We start from the raw sequence: 14,929 nt of genomic DNA on the forward strand, positions 1-14,929 counted from the left end.
CGGGAGGCGCCGAGGCGGCGTCCGGCGCCTCCAGGTAACGACCGGATTTCGCTTTCTGATCGTCCAAGCTCATGTCGCGGTTCGACTCCTTCGGGTGTTGTACCGACTGATCGCTAATCACGCGGCAAATTACCTGAGCGTTCTAGTCTCTGCGGCGCGCTTCGCGCCGTCTTCGCTGCTACAACATCATTAAGCGCGAGAAGCCAGCATCGCCACATAATGATAGCACGCATCGGATTCCCATCGAGTCGTGTGGCTTCTCGGCAACTTGTTCCGTACGGAGAAGAGGCTTTGGCGGGCTCTCGGGTGCGCCGTGGAAGTTCTTCGAGATCACGATCGACGTAATGGTGAGCAGCACGGAGAATTACGGGATTCTCCGCGGCGCGATCCTAGTTGCGGCTGAACTTTCTGTTTCTTCCCGAGCACCTCCGATCACGAACGTCGCGCTCCGACCGGATGCAAGCATCCCAACGAAGCCAAGCAGCAATGTCCGAACCGCGTCAAAAAGCACACCTCAAGCAGCGAATGTTCGACGTGTGCTCTTCCCTGTGAATTCACCGCCATTAAACTTAACCAGCAATCTTAATCAGCGGTTTTTCTTGCGGGGCACTGTAGCCGCGCTACCGTCGTCTCATCGGTCACGGAGGTGATCTATGAGCGATAAGAAGACGAAGGCCGAGCTGCTCGAGATGCTGGCCGAGGCGGTGCGCAATACGCAACCCCAGCCGGTCGGTAACACGCAACCCGAGCCTGTCCACGACCCGCAACCCGAGCGGAAACGTAAAACGCAATCCCGCAAAACGCGGCCAGCGTCGCAGCGCACGGCCAAAATCAAAAACGTTCGGGCATCTGCTAGCCGCAAGCAATGGCGTCGATAATGCAGCCGAGGATTCCATGATCGATAAAATGACGAAAGACCCCGCACAACGACCGGCGGAAAAAGCTTTTCTACAAGCACAAAAGCGAAGGGCGGTAACTGAATACGAAAAAGCGCAGGAGGCCTTCCAAAAGAACTACGAACGATTGCGGGCTGAGCGATTAGCTAGGGAAGCCGCGAAGCCCAAAGAGAAATAGCACCGTTGCTCCGTGGGTTACATGAAAGCGCTGGACGGCACTCTATATTGACGCGCCCTGGACTGCTCGTGACCGCAGAGCGCCCATACCCGCGTAGTTTCTCGCGCAGGTGGCCAGAGTCCGTTGTGGGGAGACGAAATTCCCGAGTGACAAGCGCATGTCTGCTTTAGCCTTCAAGAGCGGACATCTCTCGTTCTGTGAGTACACGCCCTAATCTATGCGGCGCGGTCCGGCCGTGACATCCAGCTGATGATCGGCATCGCCGGCAGCACCCACCCGAGCCCCGCCACGACATAGAAGATCGCCTGCCGCAGGCCGGAATTGGCCAGCCATGGCGTCTGGGCGATGGTCATTCCCAATAGCGACCACACCACGACCAGCAACAGAAGTGCGATGGTTCCGAAGAATTTGCGGGTGCGTATCGTCATGGCGGATATGTGAGGCTCGTGGCGGGTTGCGCGCGGGAAGGGGCGGACTATAAGGGGCGCGCCAATTCAATCAAGCGCGCCTTTAAGGCTGGCCAAGACGGGTTTTATGACCGCTAGTTCCGCACAGCAGGCTCCGCATCTCCGCGCCGTCAGATGGTGGCTGATCGTGGTCGCCGCGCTGATCGCGGTCATGGTGCTGGTCGGCGGCGCCACGCGGCTGACCGAATCCGGACTATCGATCGTGGAGTGGAAGCCGGTCACCGGCACGCTGCCGCCGCTCAACGAGGCGCAATGGGCGCAGGCGTTCGAGGGCTACAAGGCCATCCCGCAATACCGCGAACTCAACGCCGGCATGAGCCTTGCGGAGTTCAAGACCATCTTCTGGTGGGAATGGAGCCACCGCCTGCTCGGACGCGTAATCGGCGCGGTCTATCTGCTGCCGTTCCTGTACTTCCTGTGGCGCGGCGTGTTGAGCACTGAGCTCAAATGGCGGCTGTGGATTATATTCGCCCTTGGCGCGCTGCAGGGCGCGGTCGGCTGGTGGATGGTCTACTCAGGGCTAACGCAACGGACCGAGGTGTCCCAGTATCGGCTGGCGACGCATCTGATGCTGGCCCTGTTCATTCTTGCCTCAATCGTCTGGACGCTGCGGCGGATGACGGCGCGCCCGCAGCCTATCGTCCCGATGCGGCTGAAGGTCTCCGGGGTGGCCTTGCTCGCCCTGACTTTCGTCCAGCTCTATTTTGGCGCGCTGGTCGCGGGCCTGCGGGCGGGCAGGGTGTACAACACCTGGCCGGAGATCGACGGCGCCTTCATTCCGTCGGCGGCGCGGCTGTGGTTCGAGGAGCCGTGGTGGCGCAATTTGTTCGACAACACGCTTACTGTGCAGTTCGAGCACCGCATGACCGCCTATGCGCTGCTGATACTGGCGGTGCTTCATGCCATCGACGCCATGCGGTCACGGGCCGGCGCGGCCGTTATCGGCGGCGCGTGGTCGCTGGTGGCGGCGATCATTCTGCAGGCTGCGCTCGGCATCCTCACGCTGTTGCATCAGGTGCCGATCGATCTGGCGCTGGCGCATCAGGCTGTCGCAATCGTGGTGCTGACGCTTGTGGTCTTGCAGACCGAACGGCTGGTGGCACGCCGCGTCGAGCCCGACCGGCAAAAACTGATTCTGCCGCTCGGGCAACCCGGCTGAAATTGAGCAATTCTAATCTGTCGGCATTTGCGGGAAGTGCCCGATTTGCAGGGGTTTCTTGTTGCACGACGCCCCTGACGCGTTTGTGTGGGGCCGCACCGCTTTACTTGGATGGTTTGAACGATAAAACGAAACAAAAATGGGTTCGTTTCATGTCGTCAGCATTCATCCAGGCCGCCGTCATCCTGCTCCGCGAGGGGCTCGAAGCCATGCTCGTGATCGCAGCGCTGGCGGGCTATCTGACCAAAGCCGGCGCCGGTCATCGCATTAAGGCGCTATATGGCGGCGCGCTCGTCGCTGTGGCGGCCAGCTTCGTTGCGGCCTGGTTGTTTGCGGTGCTGAACTCGGGCGACCACAGCGACGTCCTGGAAGGCATAATCATTTTGCTTGCCGCCGCCCTGATGCTCTACGTCAGCGGTTGGCTGATGGTGAAGCAGGATCCCCGTGGATGGCAGGATTACCTCGCGCACAAGGCTGATCAGGCGTTGTCACAGGATACGATATGGGCGGTCGGCGCGTTGGCCTTCTTTGCGGTCTTTCGCGAGGGCGCGGAGACCGTCTTGTTCATCAACGCGCTCGCCAAGACCGAAGGCGGCTGGAGCGCGGGCCTGTTCGCCGGCCTTGCCGCGGCAGCGGCAGGCCTCGCCGTGCTGTTCTATTTCATCAACATGATTGCGCGGAAGCTTCCGCTGCGGCCGCTGTTCATCGTTACCTCGGCATTCCTGTTCGTGATGGCGATCAAGTTCATCGGCGAGGCCGTGCAGGAGTTCCAGGAACAGGCGATCATCACGGTGACCGAGGCCAAGGGCTCGGCCTTCCTGAGCGCGATCGGCCTCAATCCTTCCGTGGAAGCGCTGTCGATCCAGGGCCTGGTCATCCTGTTTGCGCTGGCGAGTTATTCGGTGGTCCAGCGCAACAACCGCCTGATGCGCGAGGATAAGGCCATGCGCGCGGCCGAGTAATCCGCCGCGCTACGCTGCCTGCCGATTGAGTCCGAGATAGTCGAGCCCGATATCGAGCGCGGCGGAGCTGTGGGTCAGCCAGCCCGCGGAAATCAGGTCGACGCAGGTCGCGGCGATCGCTTTGGCAGTCTCGGCGGTGATGCGGCCGGAGGCTTCCGTGATCGCCCGGCCGCCGGTCATCGCCACCGCCTGCCGCAGTTCCTCGACCGTCATGTTGTCGAGCAGGACGGCATCCACGCCGATCGCAAGCGCCTGTTCGAGTTGCGACAGCGTATCAACCTCGACCTCGATCTTGACGAGATGGCCGGCATGCGCTCTTGCGCGCTCGATCGCGGTTCTGACATCGCCGGCCAGCGCGATGTGGTTGTCCTTGATCAGGATGGCGTCGTCGAGGCCGAAGCGGTGATTGCTGCCGCCGCCGGCGCGGACCGCGTATTTTTCCAGCGTGCGCAATCCGGGCGTGGTCTTGCGGGTACAGACGATGCGCGCCTTGGTGCCTTGCGCTGCCGACACCAGCGAGGCCGTCGCGGTGGCCACGCCGCTGAGATGGCAGAGGAAGTTCAGCGCCGTCCGCTCGCCGGTCAGCAGCCCGCGCGCCGGTCCCTCGATGGCGGCGATCACATCTCCCGGCGCCACCACGCTGCCGTCAGGCCGTTCGGCGATGAGCCGGATGGCAGGATTCACGAGCTGAAATGCACAGCGCGCGATGTCGAGCCCGGCCACGACGCCGGGCTGGCGCGCCCGCAGCATCAGCGAAGACTGCTTGTCGGCAGGGACGATCGCATCGGCGGTGATGTCGCCGGCGCGTCCGAGGTCTTCGAGCAGGGCAGTTCGAACCAGCGGCTCGTACATGAGAGGCAGAAGCGGCGTAAGTGTCACGGCTGGGCACTCCCGACAGACAGAGATGATCCGGATTCAACGATGTCGCGGGCGACGTCGAGTGCGCCGGCGAGCGAGAGGGAAGACGGCGCTGCCGAGGGCAGGGCGTCAGGGAAGTCAGTCCGATAATGTCCGCCGCGGCTTTCGTCGCGCCGCCAGGCGGCGACCGCGATCATCAATCCAACCAGCGCTGGATCGGCTGCCGCGCTACGGCCGTTGGCGAGCGGATAGAGGCTGCGAATCGCGCGTTCGATTCCATGTCGGTCACGGAGCACGCCGAGGCCTTGCGAAAGGATCGGCCGCACGGCGGCAGGGTCGGATGCGGGAGGAAGCGCATCGGCAGCGCGCGTTTTCAGCGGGCCGCCGCTCGCGCGCTGGACGCTCTCCGCAACCCATTGCGCGCAGACGATCGCTTCCATCAGCGAATTGCTGGCGAGCCGGTTGGCGCCATGCAGCCCGGTGCGGCTGACCTCGCCGCAGGCCCAGAGGCCACCCACGGTGCTGCGGCCTTCGATATCCACGGATATCCCGCCCATGTGGTAATGCACCGCCGGCCGGACCGGTATCGGATCGGTCGTGGGATCGATCCCCGCCATTTTGCAGAAGGCGGAAATGACGGGATAGCGATTCGCAAATTCCGCTCCCGGATGTTTCCGCGCGTCGAGGAAGACGCGATGTCCCTCCGCGCGGTGGCGCCAGACCGCGCGCGCGACAATGTCGCGGGCCGCAAGCTCGGCGCCAGGCTGGTCCGCCATGAAGCGTTTTCCGGTGTCGTCGATCAGGATCGCGCCGTCACCGCGTACGGCCTCGGTGACCAACGGCATCGGACGTGACGGCCCGTCGAAGGCAGTCGGGTGAAACTGGACGAACTCGAGATCGGAGAGCAGCGCCCCCGCACGTGCCGCGAGCGCCAGCCCCTGACCGAAGCAACCCGCAGGATTTGTGCTGTCCAGAAACAGGCCGCCGATTCCACCTGTGGCGATCACGACGCGACCGGTGTCGATCACCAGCGGACCGTGCGCGTTCACCGCGAGTACGCCCTTGATGGCATTGTCTTCGACGATCAGGCTGCGCGCCTCGACGCCTTCAAGCAGGGTAATCGACGGGCAGCGGCGCACCGCTGCGATCAGCGCACGCATGATCTCGCGGCCCGTGCCGTCGCCGGTCGCGTGCACAATCCGGTTGCGGCCGTGTGCGGCTTCCAGGCCGAGCCGCCAGCCGCCGTCCGCCCGCCGGTCGAAGGCGACACCAAGTCTGGCGAGATGCTCGACCGCCGCCGGTGCGGCGTGAACGATCCGATGCGCGACGGCCTCGTCGCACAGACCCGTGCCAGCGGCCAGCGTATCGGCCAGATGCAGGGCAGGGTCGTCATCCCCGCCCATCGCTGCGGCAAGCCCGCCCTGCGCCCACAGGCTCGACGCTTCCGCACCAAGCGGCGCCTTCGACAGCAGCAACACCGGTTCGGGCGCCATCTGCAGCGCCGTCATCAATCCGGCCGCACCGCCGCCGATGATGACAGGACGGTTGTTGAGCGCTGAAATCTCCGTGCTCATATTGCCAGCATCCTTTCGACAGCGCGCCGGGCAGATACGGCGATGGCGGGATCGATCGTCACCTCGTGCTGGCCGGTTTCCAGCGCGTGGCGAATGTTCTTCAGCGTGATCCGCTTCATGTGCGGGCACAGATTGCAGGGCCGGATGAACTCCACGTCGGGGTGGAGCACCGAGACGTTGTCGCTCATCGAGCATTCCGTCAGCAGCACGACCCGGGGCGGGCGTTTTTGGCCGACAAAGTCCGACATCGCGGCCGTGGAGCCGGAGAAATCGGCTTCCGCGACCACCTCGGGCGGACACTCCGGATGCGCCAGGATGGTCACGTCAGGATGATTTTCGCGCAGTTGCCGGACGTCGGACGCCGTAAACAGCTCGTGCACCTCGCAATGGCCTTTCCATGCGATGATTTTCACGTTCGTCTGCGCTGCGATGTTCTGCGCGAGATATTCATCCGGCAGCATGATCACGCGCTCGACGCCGAGCGACTCCACGACCTTGAGCGCATTGCCCGAGGTGCAGCAGATATCGGATTCCGCCTTCACCGCCGACGAGGTGTTGACATAGGTGACGACAGGCACGCCGGGATAGCGCTGCCGCATCAGTCGCACGTCCTGTGCTGTGATGGAGTCGGCCAGCGAACAGCCCGCCGCGAGATCGGGGATCAGCACGGTCTTTTCCGGGTTCAACAGCTTGGCCGTCTCGGCCATGAAGTGCACGCCGGCCAGCACGATGATGTCGGCATCGACCTTGGTGGCTTCGCGCGCCAGCAGCAGGCTGTCGCCCACGATGTCGGCGACGCCGTGGAAGATTTCCGGCGTCTGGTAGTTATGCGCGAGGACGACGGCGTTGCGGCTTCGCTTGAGTTCGAGGATGGCGTCGACGTCCTCGGCGAAGGTAGCCCATTCAGGCGGCGGGATGACCCGTTTGACCCGGTCGTAAAGCTCTGCGGAACGGGCGCGTGCAGTGGAGCTGAGGCTGGCCATTTATACTCTCCTTGAGTATATATTGGCTTATACTTATCCTGAGCATAACCGATGTCAAGTGCGCGAAAGCGGGAGCTTGGTTCCGACGACCGCCCGTTCCGCCAGCACGCCATGGCGGAACCGGAATAATTTGGCGGGGCGGCCGACGGTATCGGCGGCGATTGCGCCAGTTTCCTCAACGAGTTGCTGCTGCTCGATCAGGCGGCGAAAGTTCTGCTTGTGCACCAGCCGGCCTGCAAGCGCCTCAACACTGCGTTGCAGTTGCAGCAGGGTGAATTCCGATGGCATCAGTTCGAACACCACGGGACGGTATTTGATCTTGGCGCGCAGCCTCGCGATCCCCGTTGCGAGAATGCGGCGGTGATCTCCACTCATCGGCCGGCCGGGAATGACGGCGGCGGCGCTTGCCCCGTCGCGCACGGCTTCTGGGACCAAGCCGGCTTCGTAGAGCAGTTCATAGCGCTGCAGGACCAGTTCCTCGTTCCATTCGCGCTCGTCGAGGCCAAACGTGATGGCGACGCGCTGCCAGCGTTCGCGTTGCAGGCTGGCGGTAGCTGCGGATTTTGACCACGCCCGCAGCCGCGACGCCAATGTCTTCGCCAGCGTGGCGGGAAGACCGGAGCGTTGATCCTCCCAGGGGAAATACTCGTACCAGCCGGACCAATGGGCCTCAAAGCCATGGCCGACCTTGTCCTCGCGGGTCAAGCCCAGATAGCTGATCGAGATCGAATGCGGCGACTTGGCATCTCCGGCCCGCCCGCGATCGGCGAACGTGTAGAGCTGCTCGACATAGCCGAGCGGATGGCCGGTCTGCGCCTCGACCCATGCCCGCAATCCCGTCTGCAGCGAACGGTGTGCGAATTCGAACGGGCCGCTCGGCAGCGCGCCGGCGTTGGCGATGGTCATGATCTTGGGTTCGCCGTCGGTGACGGCGACGAGGACGGCGACCAGGTCCGCCGTGGTCGCATTGGCAGCGCCCGTTTTGCTGGCTTTCCGCGATACCCCTGCCACGTCGGTCGTCCGTCTCCGTTGTTTGGTCAATGCGCGTTTAGCAATATCCGTACACGCCGCAAGCGTATGGCAGGCGATTCCAGTACGGCTCATAGGGGCCGCCATAATAGGGGCCGTCATAACTGTAGGAATGACTGGTGCCGTAGTAGCCGGGCAGTGTCGATGATCCCGGCAAGAGCGGCGTGCCGAAGATGCGCGGCGCATAGGCCTTGATGCCGGTCGGCACGAGCACCTCTTCTTCGACCACCAAGGTACGGCCGCGCCGCACATAAAGGGGAGGCGCCGGCGGGGCAACCGTGGTGCGATAATTGTAATGCGCACGCGGCAAGCCCGGCGGCAACTGGCTGGCGGCCCGGAACGCGGCGCGCCTGCCGGCGGCTTTTTTTTCGGTGCGCTTCGTCGCGGCCGGATTCTCGGCGGGCTTGGCGGCGGCAGGAGGGTCGGCCGGCTTCACTGCTGTCGGGCCATCGGCGGCCTTGGCGGCTCCGGGGCTCTCGTCGGCCGCAGCGGTTCCGACCGCGAAAATCGCGACCAGAAACGGTGTCATCCAGCGCAGCATCGTTGGCTCCGAATCATCGAGGGCGGCTCAGCGCCACTTTATGCCGGAATGAGCATTAACGAGAGGCTTGTCATTTCGAACGTTCGCCGTCATGGCCGGGCTTGTCCCGGCCATCCACGTCTTCCTTGGCGGCTTCTGAGACGTGGATGCCCGGGACGAGCCCGGGCATGACGAGTTTTCCCTGCAGATACTTGCGTACCGCCAAAGGCGCTCAGGCACTCAGCGCCTGCTCCAGATCAGCGATCAGATCTTCCTTGTCCTCGATGCCGATCGACAGACGTACGACATCCGGCGCGGCGCCGGATTTCACCTTGGCGGCGTCGTCGAGCTGGCTATGGGTGGTCGATGCCGGGTGAATCACCAGCGAGCGGGTGTCGCCAACATTGGCCAGATGCGAGAACAGCTTCAGGTTCGACACCAGGTTGACGCCGGCGTCGTAGCCGCCCCGCAGGCTGAAGGTGAACACCGCACCGGCACCCTTCGGCGCGTATTTGCGCGCGAGCTTGTTGTACTTGTCGCTGGCGAGGCCGGCATAGTTCACGGACGCCACGGCCGAATGGCCGGCAAGAAATTCCGCGACCGCCTTGGCATTCTCGCAATGCTTCTGCATGCGCAGCGGCAGCGTCTCGATGCCGGTCAGGATCATGAAGGCGTTGAATGGCGAGATCGCCGGGCCGAGGTCGCGCAAGCCCAGTACACGGCAGGCAATCGCGAAGGCGAAATTGCCAAACGTCTCCTGGATCCTGATGCCGTGATATTCCGGCCGTGGCTCGTTGAGCATCGGGTATTTGTTGTCCTTCGACCAGTCGAAGGTGCCGCCGTCGACGATGATGCCGCCGAGCGAATTGCCGTGGCCGCCGAGAAATTTCGTCAGCGAGTGCACGACGATGTCGGCGCCATGATCTATCGGGCGAATCAGATACGGCGTCGCCAGCGTGTTGTCGACGATCAGCGGCACGCCGGCCCTGCGGGCCACTTCCGCGATTCCCTCGATGTCGGTGATGCTGCCGGCGGGATTGGCGATCGATTCGATGAAGATCGCCTTGGTGCGCGGCGTCACTGCACGTTCGAAGCTGCCGATATCGTCGGGATCGGCCCACGCCACGTTCCAGCCAAAGCTCTTGAACGCATGCGTGAACTGGTTGATCGAGCCGCCGTAGAGTTTTCGAGCGGCGATGAACTCGTCGCCCGGCATCAGCAATTGTTGCAGCACCACGACCTGCGCCGCGTGCCCCGAGGCAACCGCAAGCGCCGCGGTGCCGCCTTCCAGCGCCGCAATGCGCTCTTCCAGCACGGCGGTGGTCGGATTGCCGATGCGTGTATAGATGTTGCCGAACGCCTGCAGCCCGAACAGCGAGGCGGCATGGTCGGCATCGTTGAACACGAAGGACGTGGTTTGATAGATCGGCGTCACCCGTGCGCCGGTGGTGGGATCGGGCTGCGCACCGGCATGCACGGCAAGGGTCGAAAATCCCGGGAGACGGTCGGTCATTCTTTTGCGTCCTGTTCGTTGGCTTGCGCGAAATGCGCGGCATGCTGATCGTAGCCGCGTCCGCCGTCAAGGCGAGGCGTTCACAAGTGGCGGATTGAAAACGGGTCTGCTTCTTCAGGTCGCGTATTCGAAATAATCGTTTCGCATTGCCTCACGTCGGCTCGCTTTTGTTCTTTGCGGCGCGATCCGATGCTGTCGTCGCACCGCCGCCGACGCTCATCCGGTTCAGCGACAGCCGCATGCCCTGCGTCGGGATCGGTGCGCGCTTCGAGCTCAGCGTGCGCGAATTGACTCCCATCCATGAAATTTCCGACGACAACCGTCCGTACTCGATCTTCGGGCAGCGGTTCATCACGACCTTGAGGCCGGCCGCTTCGGCTTTTTCGGCGGCCGCGTCATCACGCGCCCCGAGCTGCATCCAGATCACTTTCGGCGGTGGCGACAATGTCAGGGCCTCGTCGACAACAGGCATGATGTGGCTGGAATTGCGGAAGATGTCGATCATGTCGACGGGATGGCCGATATCCGACAGCGAGGCGACGAAGGGTTTTCCGAGCAGGCTCTTGCCGACATGGCCTGGATTGACCGGAATCATGTCATAGCCGCGCTGCGCCAGATATTTGAAGGCGAAGTAGCTCGGCCGCACATTGACCGGCGAGGCGCCGACCATCGCGATCGACTTCACGCCGTTGAGGATGCTGCGGATGTAGTTATCGTCGTAGGCGTCGTGGTTCATCTGTATCCTCTTGCGTCATTGCGAGCGCAGCGAAGCAATCCATCTGTCCGTTATGCCGCGCTATGGATTGCTTCGCTTCGCTCCCTTGCACAAACGCTTCGCGTTTGTTGCAGGCAATGACGGATAATCACTTATCCTGCCACTTCGGTTCGCGCTTCTCGATAAAGGCGCCGATGCCTTCCTCGGCGTCGCGTGCCATCATGTTCTCGGTCATCACTTCCGCCGTGTAGCGATAGGCGTCGGCAAGGCTCATTTCGGCCTGGCGATAGAACGCCTCCTTGCCGAGCTTGACAGTATAGGCGGATTTGAGCGCGACCTTCTGCGCCAGCGCGATCGCCGCATCGCGCTCGGTGCCGGCGGCGACGACGCGGTTGACGAGGCCGATATTCTTGGCCGTCGCCGCCGAGATCGGTTCACCCGTGAGCAGCATCTCCATCGCCTGCTTGCGCGGGACGTTGCGCGACAGCGCCACCATCGGCGTCGAACAGAACAGGCCGATATCGACGCCGGGGGTGGCGAAGCCTGCGGCCTCGGAGGCGACCGCGAGATCGCAGCTCGCCACAAGCTGGCAGCCGGCGGCGGTCGCGATGCCCTGCACGGCGGCAACGACAGGCTTCGGCAGTTGCACGACCGCCTGCATCATCGCGCTGCAGGCGTTCATGATCTGCCCGAAATAGGCGCGGCCGCGGTCGGCATCGCTGCGGCGCGCGGTCAGTTCCTTCATGTCGTGGCCCGCGGAGAAGGCCGGACCATTGGCCGCGATGACGACGGCGCGCACGCTGTTGTCGTCATGGATTTGCTTCAGCGCGCCGTGCAGCTCGGCGATCAGGCCCTCCGACAGGCTGTTGCGCGCCGCCGGTCGGTTGAGGGTGAGCAGGCGGATGCTGCCGACGTTTTCCTGCAGCAGGATCGGAGGTTGCGGCGTGGGTGCGCGAGCAGTCTGGGCGGGCATTTCTGAGGTTTCCACTCCGAGATTTTGTTTGGGCTTTGATGACAACCTAATGTAACAGGCACCCTTAATCGAGGGCAGGGGCGGCATGGCAGCAGCGAAAATGAGCGTGGCTGAGCTGGAGAAGTTCCTCCGCGAGGAATTTCCGCAAGCGTTCAGCGACGGCGATATCACGATCGAGAGCGCCGACGGCCAGACCTGCCTGCTGCGGCGGCGCTATGACGAGCGCATGCTGCGTCCGGGCGGCACGGTGTCGGGGCCGACGCTGATGGCGATGGCCGATTTTGCGATGTATGTGGTGCTGCTCTCGGCAATCGGCCCGGTGGGACTCGCGGTAACGACCAACCTCAACATCAATTTCCTGCGCAAGGGCCTGCCCGGCCAGGACGTGCTGGCCGCTGCGAAGCTGTTGAAGCTCGGCAAGCGGCTGGCGGTCGGCGAGGTGAACCTGCTATCGGGATCGTCGCCCGACCCGATCGCCCATGTGACGGCGACCTACTCCATTCCAAATACATAGAGTTTTTAGCGGTAGCATTACACCATATTTATAAGCTGTTGTTTTTTCTAATGTAATTTGCACGAAATGGCGTTGACGGACAGCGTCCCATTCTCTAGAAACCCGCCAGTTCGGCGCATCTGGCGCCGATTTCCATTTTCACGGATTTCCTCACATGAAAACCTATTCGGCAAAGCCCGCCGAGGTGACGAAGAAGTGGGTCGTGATCGACGCCAAGGGTCTGGTGGTCGGCCGGCTCGCGACTTTGGTTGCCATGCGCCTGCGCGGCAAACACCTCCCGACCTACACGCCCCACGTCGATTGCGGCGACAACGTCGTCATCATCAACGCGGCCCATGTCGTGCTGACCGGTCGCAAGCGCGACAACAAGGTCTACTACAAGCACACCGGCTTCATCGGCGGCATCAAGGAGCGCACCGCGAAGTCGATCCTCGAGGGGCGTTTCCCCGAGCGCGTGGTCGAGAAGGCCATCGAGCGCATGATCCCGCGCGGTCCGCTCGGTCGCGTGCAGATGGGCAATCTGCGCGTTTACCCCGGCGCCGAACATCCGCATGAAGCCCAGCAGCCCGAGAAGGTTGATATCGCTTCGATGAACCGCAAGAACATGAGGGCCGCATAAGATGTCGGATACCATGCAGTCGCTCGACCAGTTGGCGTCGCTGAAGACGGCGTCGCCGGAAGCGCCGAAATACGTCAAGAAGGTCGACAAGTACGGCCGCGCCTATGCCACCGGCAAGCGCAAGGACGCGGTCGCCCGCGTCTGGATCAAGCCGGGTGCCGGCAAGATCGTGGTCAACACCCGCGAAGTCGAAGTCTATTTCGCCCGCCCGGTGCTGCGGATGCTGATCCAGCAGCCGCTGGTCGCCGCCGCGCGCGCCGGCCAGTACGACGTCATCTGCACGGTCGCCGGCGGCGGTCTGTCGGGCCAGGCGGGTGCCGTGCGGCACGGCATCTCGAAGGCTTTGACGAACTTCGAGCCGGATCTGCGCGGCGTCCTGAAGAAGGGCGGCTTCCTGACCCGCGACTCCCGCACCGTGGAGCGCAAGAAGTACGGCCGGGCGAAGGCGCGCAAGTCGTTCCAGTTCTCGAAGCGCTAATTGCTTCGCTAAAATTTGCAGCGCATTGCTGCATTCGCGAGACGAAAAGGGCGCCCAATCGGGCGCCCTTTTTGCTTACTATTTAGTGATGGGTTACCACGGATTTTCGTGAAAACTTGCTTACCCGCGACAACGGATTTCGAACACGGCGCTTCTAGTGTTCACGATGGAATGGCGCGAAATTGCATTTCAGTGTGCGCCGAACAAGCTGCATCACACGCGTTCGGGTGAGCCCATGTCGTTCGATACCTCTACGCTATATCTGTTTGCCACGATGGTCGCAGGCATGCTCGGCGCCATGCTGCTGCTGTTCGGCAAGCAGGAAAACATCCCGGCCCTGAAATGGTGGGGGACGGCCTATCTGCTTGGCGCATCGTCGGTGGCGATCTGGACCATCGGTGGCGCCAAACTCGGCGAGCCGCTGTTGCTGGCGCTGCATGCGCTCGGCTTCGTGGCCTGCGGCATGGTCTGGAACGCCTCGCGCGTATTCCACGGCCGCAAGCCCAATTTGCCGGGGCTGTTGTTTGGCGCGATCGCCTGGGTCGGCATGGCGCTGGCTGTGCCGTCATTGAATCCCGCCATGCGGCTGATCGTCGGTGCAGCGATCGTCGCGATCTATGCGGGACTGACGGCTTCCGAATTGTGGAACGAACGGCGGCGGACGATGCACAAGCGCTGGCCGACGATTGTCGTGCCCGTGATGCATGGTTGCGTGCTGGCGCTGCCGATCCTGCTCGGCAGCCTGCTGCGCCCGCATGACGAAACCTTCACCAGTAGCATCTGGGTGACGGCGTTCTCGATCGAATTGATTCTTTATGCCATCGGCACGGTGTTCGTCATCTTCATGCTGGTGTCGGACCGCGCCGTGACGGTGCACAAGACCGCGGCTTCGGTCGATCCCCTGAGCGGAATGCTGAACCGCCGCGGTTTTTCGGAAGCCAGCAACCGGGTGATCGAACGCGAGGCCATCGCTGGGCGACCCGTGACGGTGATGATTTTCGACATCGATCATTTCAAGAGCATCAACGACCGCTTCGGCCATCCCGCGGGCGACGAGATCCTCAAATTGTTCTCCACCGTCGTGGTCAGCAATTTGCGCATCAGCGACCTGTCAGGACGGATCGGCGGTGAGGAGTTCGCGGCGCTGTTGGCGTGTTCGCTGGACGAGGGCGTGATCGTCGCCGAACGCGTACGCGAGGCGTTCGAAGGGGCCGGCATCGTCTGCGAGGAAGGTCCAGTCGATACCACCGTCAGCATCGGCGTCGCCGGCGGGCCGGCGGGCACGGAGCTCGAAGTGTTGCTGGCGGCAGCCGATACCGCGCTCTATCAGGCCAAGCGTGGCGGCCGTAATCGGGTCGAGGCCGCCGAAGAGCTGCCGCTGTCGCTGGAGAACTGGCGGCGCAAGACCGCCGGCCGCGGAGCTTCGCAACGCCCGGTGCCGGCGACCTAGCGAAGTGCGTGGCAGCACAAGGCGGGCCCAAGGAAGGTAGC

Annotated in this window: 17 protein-coding genes; 8 read left to right on the forward strand and 9 right to left on the reverse strand. The window is 63.1% G+C overall.

The features are described from left to right. Nucleotides 1-653 precede the first annotated feature (653 nt). A complete protein-coding gene (locus KIP88_RS29235; RefSeq protein WP_214491574.1) occupies nt 654-878 on the forward strand; it encodes a hypothetical protein in 225 nt (74 codons plus the stop codon). A 16-nt stretch (nt 879-894) separates the two neighbouring features. After that, nucleotides 895-1,074 (forward strand): hypothetical protein, encoded by a 180-nt coding sequence (locus tag KIP88_RS29240; protein ID WP_214491575.1) that lies wholly within the window; start codon nt 895-897, stop codon nt 1,072-1,074. Nucleotides 1,075-1,289: 215 nt separating this feature from the next. Here KIP88_RS29240 and KIP88_RS29245 read toward each other — a convergent pair whose 3' ends face one another. Then, nucleotides 1,290-1,502, reverse strand: a complete 213-nt coding sequence (locus tag KIP88_RS29245; protein WP_214491576.1) for a DUF2842 domain-containing protein — start codon at nt 1,500-1,502, stop codon at nt 1,290-1,292. 106 nt (nt 1,503-1,608) lie between these two features. On the opposite strand from KIP88_RS29245, the gene KIP88_RS29250 reads away from it, so the two are divergent. Both KIP88_RS29250 and KIP88_RS29255 read left to right on the forward strand, forming a co-directional pair. Continuing rightward, entirely contained in the window at nt 1,609-2,700 is a 1,092-nt protein-coding gene (locus KIP88_RS29250; RefSeq protein WP_214491577.1) for a COX15/CtaA family protein, read from the forward strand. A gap of 152 nt (nt 2,701-2,852) precedes the next feature. Continuing rightward, nucleotides 2,853-3,662, forward strand: coding sequence for an FTR1 family protein (locus KIP88_RS29255; protein ID WP_214491578.1), 810 nt, complete (start codon nt 2,853-2,855; stop codon nt 3,660-3,662). A 9-nt stretch (nt 3,663-3,671) separates the two neighbouring features. On the opposite strand, the gene nadC is transcribed toward KIP88_RS29255, so the two are convergent. From nadC to KIP88_RS29295, 8 genes are all read right to left on the reverse strand, one after another. Further along, a complete protein-coding gene (nadC, locus tag KIP88_RS29260; RefSeq protein WP_214491579.1) occupies nt 3,672-4,541 on the reverse strand; it encodes a carboxylating nicotinate-nucleotide diphosphorylase in 870 nt (289 codons plus the stop codon). After that, nucleotides 4,538-6,094 (reverse strand): L-aspartate oxidase, encoded by a 1,557-nt coding sequence (locus KIP88_RS29265; protein WP_214491580.1) that lies wholly within the window; start codon nt 6,092-6,094, stop codon nt 4,538-4,540. Before KIP88_RS29265 ends, nadC begins: the two co-directional genes overlap by 4 nt. Continuing rightward, the gene (gene nadA, locus KIP88_RS29270; RefSeq protein WP_214491581.1) at nt 6,091-7,077 is read right to left on the reverse strand and encodes a quinolinate synthase NadA; all 987 of its coding nucleotides are present in this window, start codon (nt 7,075-7,077) and stop codon (nt 6,091-6,093) included. Before nadA ends, KIP88_RS29265 begins: the two co-directional genes overlap by 4 nt. 54 nt (nt 7,078-7,131) lie before the next feature. Then, complete coding sequence (locus tag KIP88_RS29275; protein ID WP_214491582.1) at nt 7,132-8,088, reverse strand: hypothetical protein; 957 nt, start codon at nt 8,086-8,088, stop codon at nt 7,132-7,134. Nucleotides 8,089-8,125: 37 nt separating this feature from the next. Beyond that, a complete protein-coding gene (locus KIP88_RS48555) occupies nt 8,126-8,647 on the reverse strand; it encodes a hypothetical protein (RefSeq protein WP_214491583.1) in 522 nt (173 codons plus the stop codon). Nucleotides 8,648-8,858: 211 nt separating this feature from the next. Then, nucleotides 8,859-10,139: an O-acetylhomoserine aminocarboxypropyltransferase gene (locus KIP88_RS29285; protein WP_214491584.1), complete on the reverse strand. Its 1,281-nt coding sequence runs from the start codon at nt 10,137-10,139 to the stop codon at nt 8,859-8,861. A gap of 151 nt (nt 10,140-10,290) precedes the next feature. Beyond that, entirely contained in the window at nt 10,291-10,875 is a 585-nt protein-coding gene (locus KIP88_RS29290) for a CoA-binding protein (RefSeq protein ID WP_214491585.1), read from the reverse strand. Between the two features lie 127 nt (nt 10,876-11,002). Then, nucleotides 11,003-11,827 carry an enoyl-CoA hydratase gene (locus KIP88_RS29295; protein ID WP_214491586.1) on the reverse strand — a complete coding sequence of 275 codons (825 nt, stop codon included), beginning with the start codon at nt 11,825-11,827 and terminating at the stop codon, nt 11,003-11,005. Between the two features lie 85 nt (nt 11,828-11,912). On the opposite strand from KIP88_RS29295, the gene KIP88_RS29300 reads away from it, so the two are divergent. From KIP88_RS29300 to KIP88_RS29315, 4 genes are all read left to right on the forward strand, one after another. Continuing rightward, complete coding sequence (locus KIP88_RS29300) at nt 11,913-12,341, forward strand: PaaI family thioesterase (RefSeq protein WP_214491587.1); 429 nt, start codon at nt 11,913-11,915, stop codon at nt 12,339-12,341. Between the two features lie 154 nt (nt 12,342-12,495). Next, nucleotides 12,496-12,960 carry a 50S ribosomal protein L13 gene (rplM, locus tag KIP88_RS29305; protein ID WP_214491588.1) on the forward strand — a complete coding sequence of 155 codons (465 nt, stop codon included), beginning with the start codon at nt 12,496-12,498 and terminating at the stop codon, nt 12,958-12,960. Nucleotide 12,961: 1 nt separating this feature from the next. Further along, entirely contained in the window at nt 12,962-13,438 is a 477-nt protein-coding gene (gene rpsI, locus KIP88_RS29310; protein WP_214491589.1) for a 30S ribosomal protein S9, read from the forward strand. A gap of 235 nt (nt 13,439-13,673) precedes the next feature. Beyond that, nucleotides 13,674-14,888, forward strand: coding sequence for a GGDEF domain-containing protein (locus KIP88_RS29315; protein WP_214491590.1), 1,215 nt, complete (start codon nt 13,674-13,676; stop codon nt 14,886-14,888). Nucleotides 14,889-14,929: the final 41 nt, after the last annotated feature.

Origin of the sequence: Bradyrhizobium sp. SRL28, assembly GCF_018596315.1 — a bacterium.
Lineage (GTDB): Bacteria > Pseudomonadota > Alphaproteobacteria > Rhizobiales > Xanthobacteraceae > Bradyrhizobium.